Below are 6231 nucleotides of genomic sequence, written 5' to 3' on the forward strand. Positions count from 1 at the left end.
CTCAGTTCTCGCGGTAGTCGCGCAGTAGTCCCTTGCTGATGATCTGTTTCTGGATCTCGCTGGTGCCCTCACCGATGAGTAGAAACGGCGCCTCCCGCATGAGCCGTTCGATCTCGAAGTCTTTGGAGTAGCCGTAGCCACCGTGGATGCGAAAGCTTGCCTGGGTGACCTCCGCGCAGTACTCGCTGCACAGGTATTTGGCCATTCCGGCTGACACGTCGTTGCGGTCGCCGGAATCCTTGAGTCGGGCGGCGTTGACCATCATCAGGTGTGCGGCCTCCACCTTGGTGGCCATTTCGGCGAGGCTGAACGCAATCGCCTGGTGCTGTGCGATCGGCTTACCGAAGGTTGATCGTTGCTGGGCGTAGCGGACGGCGAGCTCGAAGGCGCGCTGGGCCACTCCACAGGCGCGTGCAGATACGTTGACCCGGCCCACCTCGACCCCGTCCATCATGTGGGCGAACCCGCGGCCCGGGAAGCCGCCGAGAATGTCGTCGGCCGAGGCGCGGTAACCGTCGAAGATGAGCTCGGTGGTGTCGATTCCCTTGTAGCCCATCTTGTCGATCTTGGTCGGGATGGTCACCCCGGGGAGCACCTCGCCGAACCCGGCGGGTTTCTCCACCAGGAAGGTGGTGAGATTCTTGTGCGCCTTGTCCTGGCCCTCCTCGGTCCGCACCAGCGCGGCCACCAGCGTCGAACTCGCGCCGTTGGTCAGCCACATCTTCTGGCCACTGATCGAGTAGTCACCGTCGGCGGTGCGCTTGGCGGTGGTCTTGATCGCGGCCACATCCGAACCGAGTTCCGGTTCGGACATCGAGAACGCGCCGCGCACTTCGCCGGTCGCCATCCGTGGCAGGAATCTGCGCTTCTGTTCCTCGGTGCCGTGCTGACGCAGCATGTAGGCAACGATGAAATGGGTGTTGATCACCCCGGACACGCTCATCCACCCGCGCGCCAGTTCTTCGACGCACAACGCGTACGTGAGCAGCGACTCGCCGAGCCCGCCGTATTCCTCAGGGATCATCAGGCCGAACAGGCCCATGTCGCGCATCCCGTCGACGATCTCCTGTGGATATGAATCGTTGTGCTCGAGTTGCTGGGCGTTCGGGATGATCTGCTTGTCGACGAACTGTCGGACGTTCGCCAGAATCTCGGTCTGGATGTCGGTGAGACCCAGGGTCTGTGCGAGGCGGGCCATCGTGACCTCTTCTCTTGTGGGTGCGGTTCGGCCGGGGAGAGACAGTCGTGCCGTGATGCCGGCGGTGGCCGGCATCACTGAACCCTCTCAGCATGCCCTGCAGACCTCGGTAGCGGAACGAGGTCATCGACTAACGATCTGTTAGCGGGAGCCAATGACGGGTGGTCGCGGGACATGGTGACCGCACCCATAGGTATTCGCAGTCTGTCGATTCGTCGAACCGGCATTGCCCGCCATTGCGCGGGAGGGGTTCAATGATCGCAGATGTGATCCACGACATGATTATGTTCGAGCCTCGCTCACGTCACCTGTGCTGATTACTTCGCTCGACACCCCCATCCATTTTCCGTCGCAGGAGGACGACATGCCCACCATCAAGGCCAGATCGGACGCGGCCACCGGAGATGCGCCCGTGACCGACGCAGTCCCCGCCGATGGCGCGCTTCGGCGCCGGGCATGGGGACTGACCTCCCTGCTCGTCGCTCTGTATGTCGTCAACTATGCCGATAAGGCAGTCCTCGGGATCATCGCGCAGCCACTCGCCGACGAGTTGGGTTTCAATTCGTCGCAGATCGGTCTGGTCGGCAGCCTCTTCTTCCTCACCTTCACGATCGGCGGGTTCTTTGCCGGTGCATTGAACCGATGGCTGTCGCTGCGGTGGGCGTTGGTCATCCTGGCCGTGTGCTGGGCGGCGGCCATGCTGCCGATGGTGGCGGTCGCTGCGTTTTCGGTGCTCATCGTGAGTCGGTTGTTCCTAGGATTCGCCGAGGGGCCGAGTTCGGCGCTGCTGCACACGGCCGCTTACTCGTGGCATCCACCGGCCCGCCGAGCACTTCCCGGCGCGCTGTTGGCCGGGGCTGCGTCGATCGCCAAGATCGCCATCGCGCCGATCCTGGCGGTCATCACCGTCAACCTCGGCTGGCGGGCAGCCCTGATCACGCTTTCGGTCGCGGGTCTGTTGTGGTGCGTGGTCTGGCTGGCCACCTGGAAGGACGGACCCTATATCGCGGGCGGCAAGCAGCCCAAGGGCTCGGGCGACAGCACGTCGGTTACGTCGGTATCCGGTGCAGACGAACCTGCTGTGCCGTGGGTGCGATCTTCACCACCCGGACCTTCATCAGCGCCGCACTTCTGGTGATGAGCGTGTACGCGCTGGTCACGGTGGTGCTGACCTGGTTGCCCTCCTATTTCGAGAAGGGCTTGGGTTACAGCCGATTGGAAGCCGGGTCGATGTTCGCGCTGCCCTCGATCGTCGGACTCGCGATGATGCTCGTGACGTCCGTGGTCGGTGACCGGCTGATCTCTCGCGGTGCGACATCACGCAAGTTGCGGGTGATCGTCCCCTCGACGGGCGTGCTCGTCGCCGGCGTGCTGTTGGTGACCCTCCCAGCGATCAGTACCCCGGCCCTCGCGGTGTTGGTGGTCTCGCTCGGCTACGGCTGCGCCACATCGGTGTTCCCGCTGTTCAACGCAGCCATCTCGGAAATCTGCCCGCCGCGCCAGACCGCCGGGACGCTGGGTGTTTTCCTCGCGATCATGGCCATCGGCGGTCTGGTCGCCCCGTACGCCACGGGCGTCATCGTCGACAACGCCTCGACCCCGGCGGCCGGCTACGCGACCTCGTTCCAGATCATCGGCATCGTTGCCTCCGTGTGTGCGGTGCTCGCCCTGGTGTTCGCGAATCCGGAGCGGGACAAGGTGCTGGTGCGCCGGGACCTGCCGGTCGGCACGCACGCGACATAGGCGAGGGCTATCGCACCGTGAGTGTGAAACATCTTGTGCTCGTATGCCGCACGAGGTTCATTCGATGGGAGGGCGCGTCTCGCCACCGCAGCCGAGCCGCACATCAGTACAAGCCGCATTTCAGTTCAAGGAGATCCCATGCGTGATGCAGTGATCGTCGATGCCGTCCGCACGCCGATCGGACGTCGACGCGGCGCCCTGTCCGGCATCCATCCCGCCGACCTGTCGGCACATGTGCTCGAGTCGTTGGTCGAGCGGACCGGGCTCGATCCGGCCGTGATCGACGATGTCGTCTGGGGGTGTGTCAGTCAGACCTCCGAGCAGGCAGGCAACGTCGCGCGTACTGCGATTCTGGCCGCCGGTTGGCCGGAATCGGTGCCGGGCACCACGGTGACCAGGGCCTGCGGATCCAGCCAGCAAGCGCTCAGTATGGCTGCGGCCGCGGTGATCTCCGGTCAACAGGACGTCGTGGTGGCCGGCGGTGTGGAGTCGATGAGCCGAGTGCCGATGGGGAGCGCCGCGCCCAACGGGGAGAGTCAGCCGCCCACCGTCCTCGACCGGTACGGCGTCGATCGCTTCAGTCAGGGCATCGGGGCGGAGATGATGGCCCAGAAGTGGTCGCTGAGCCGGACCGCCCTCGACGAGTTCTCCCTTCGCTCACACGAACTCGCTGCCCAAGCCGCTGATGCGGGCGCCTTTGACGGGCAACTGGCGCCGATCACCGGCGTCCTCGAAGGGGATGAGGGCATTCGGCGTGGCGGCACGCTCGAGTCGATGTCGGCGCTCAAGCCCGCTTTCCGAGAGGACGGGGTTATTCACGCCGGCAATGCTTCTCAGATCTCCGATGGCGCGGCGGCGTTGCTCGTCATGTGTTCGCAGACTGCGGCTGAGCACGGGTTCACGCCGATTGCCCGGGTACACACGGCGGTGGTAGCCGGTGACGACCCCGTCATCATGCTCACCGGCCCGATCGCAGCAACTGCGAAAGCTCTCGAGCGGTCCGGTCTGACCATCGGCGACATCGGCGCGTTCGAGATCAACGAGGCGTTCGCGCCGGTGCCGCTGGCCTGGCAGATCGAGACCGGTGCTGACGCGGATCGGGTGAATCCGCTCGGCGGCGCCATCGCGGTGGGCCATCCGCTCGGTGGCTCCGGCGCGATTCTCATGACGCGGCTCGTACATCACATGCGCAACAACGGTATCCGGTACGGCTTGCAGTCGATGTGCGAAGCCGGCGGGATGGCCAACGCCACCATCGTCGAGGGTCTCTGACGCCGGCCCGGCGAGGACATGCATTCGGGGCGCACCGAGACAAGGAGATCGATGAGCACGGAGCTGAACTACCCGGACATCACGATGGCGGCGCTGCCACCGAGTATGGCGCGGATGTACGGTTCGCGGGCCGCTGTGGTCGACGAGGACCGCGTACTCACCTACGACGAACTCGATGTGGCGACGGCACGTGTGTCCGCGGCGCTGCGTGCCGCGGGTGTCGGGGACGGCGACGTGGTGCTGTTGCATCTGGGCAACAGCATCGAGTTCATCGTCTGCTACTACGGTTCGTTGCGCGCCGGTGCGGCTGTCACGCCGGTCAATCCGTTGCAGCCGATGCCAGGCTTGCGAGCACAACTGGCCGAGACCGGAGCGTCGATTGCGTTCACGGGCAGTGCGCAGCTCGATCGTCTCCTCGAAGCCGACAGCGATCACGGTGTGACCGCTGTCGTGCTGGCCGATCGGCCCGGTGTCGATGTCGAAACCGTTGCGAACTGTGTGATCACCTTGGCGGAGTTCACTGCCGGCCATACCGATCCGGCGATCACCGACGTGGTCGGATCGGATCTGGCGCATCTCGCCTTCACCGGCGGCACGACGGGCGTGTCGAAGGGGGTCCGGGTGCTGCACCGCAATGTCGTGGCGAATGTGACGCAGATGGTCGGGTGGCGGGCCGGTCATGCGGTGGTCGCCGACGCGACCGGACTGGTGCGGCTCGAGAGCCGCGACGGCGCCGATGGGCGCGGCGTGGTTCCAGGGTCGGCGGCGACCGTTGTGGTGTCACCGCTGTTCCACGCACATGCCCTGATCAACATGTCCTTTCTGCTGCTCTGCGGCGCCACCCAGGTGCTGGCCGGCCGATTCGATCCGGCGGGCATGCTCGAACTGATCGAGCGGCATCGGGCCACGTATGTCACGGGAAGCCCGGCGATGTGGCACGCACTCGCCTCACACCCCGATGTCGCTCATCGTGATCTGACGTCGGTGCGCGTCGTGTCCTCTGGTGCCGCCCCCATCGATCAGGTGACGTTGGAGACGCTGACATCGGCGTTCCCTGCGGGCGCGGTCGTCGAGGGCTACGGACTCACCGAGGCGACCTGCCTGGTGTCGTCGGCTCCGCTGACCGGCGACGGCGAGTATCGGCTTGGCAGTGTCGGACTACCTACATTTGACACCGAGATCCAGATTCGGTCCGCCGACGACCGTGCGACCGTTCTGGAACCCGGGCAACGTGGCGAGCTGTGGGTCCGCGGACCGCAGGTCACCGACGGCTATCACAACCATCCCGAGATCACCGCCGCTCAGTACGTAGATGGATGGCTCGACACCGGCGACATCGCTTATCGCGACGACGACGGCTACCTGTACATCTGCGATCGGGCAAAGGACATGCTGATCTACAAGGGCTACAACGTGTATCCGCGTGAGCTCGAGGAGATCCTCGTCACCCACCCGGACGTCGCCGCGGCGGCCGTCGTCGGTCGCGACGCGGGCAGTGTGGGCCAGGAACCCGTGGCCTTCATCGTCGCAGCAGCCGGTCACCAGGTCGACACCCATCGCCTGCAGGCCTACGTCGCCGAACAAGTGTTGCCGTACAAAAAGATCCGGGACGTCCACGTGGTGGATTCGCTACCGACTTCAGCCGCAGGCAAGGTCCAAAAGGTTGCGCTCCGGGAGCGTCTGGTCACCGCATGACGGTTGCGACGGTCGCAGGGGGACGAGTGTCGGTGGGTGCCGACCCGCCTGCTGATCGAGCCTGCTGATCGAGCGTGCTGACCGACCGGCCGCGATGGTGTCGCGTTCGTCGCTGACGTTCGGGTCGGTCGGTCAGCAGGCTTGTTCACACTGTTGAGTTGTCAAGGTACAGAGGCGGTCCCGATGGGGTCGGGTGCGGTCTGGTGTCCCGCGTCGGAAATTCGTTGATGATTTCGACGTCCAGGTGGCGCCTCGCTTCGTTGGCGTCGTCGCAGGTACATCCAGTACCTGCTCCTCCGCCGCCTCGCGATGCATCCACCTGG

At 65.1% G+C, this 6231-nt stretch carries 3 protein-coding genes and 1 pseudogene; 3 read left to right on the top strand and 1 reads right to left on the bottom strand.

All coding sequences use genetic code 11. From position 1 onward, the window contains the following. Position 1: 1 nt before the first annotated feature. On the bottom strand, positions 2-1198 hold the full coding sequence (locus VX037_RS06675) for an acyl-CoA dehydrogenase family protein (protein ID WP_266060566.1): 1197 nt from the start codon (positions 1196-1198) through the stop codon (positions 2-4). A 364-nt stretch (positions 1199-1562) separates the two neighbouring features. On the opposite strand from VX037_RS06675, the pseudogene VX037_RS06680 reads away from it, so the two are divergent. The 3 genes and pseudogenes from VX037_RS06680 (at position 1563) to VX037_RS06690 (ending at position 5908) form a co-directional block, all read left to right on the top strand. Continuing rightward, positions 1563-2941 (top strand): annotated as a pseudogene (locus tag VX037_RS06680) (MFS transporter). A gap of 138 nt (positions 2942-3079) precedes the next feature. Beyond that, positions 3080-4213, top strand: coding sequence for a thiolase family protein (locus VX037_RS06685; RefSeq protein ID WP_328713684.1), 1134 nt, complete (start codon positions 3080-3082; stop codon positions 4211-4213). 51 nt (positions 4214-4264) lie between these two features. Continuing rightward, positions 4265-5908 carry a class I adenylate-forming enzyme family protein gene (locus tag VX037_RS06690; protein WP_328713686.1) on the top strand — a complete coding sequence of 548 codons (1644 nt, stop codon included), beginning with the start codon at positions 4265-4267 and terminating at the stop codon, positions 5906-5908. Positions 5909-6231: the final 323 nt, after the last annotated feature.

The organism is Gordonia sp. Z-3, assembly GCF_036233855.1.
Classification (GTDB): Bacteria; Actinomycetota; Actinomycetes; order Mycobacteriales; family Mycobacteriaceae; genus Gordonia; species Gordonia tangerina.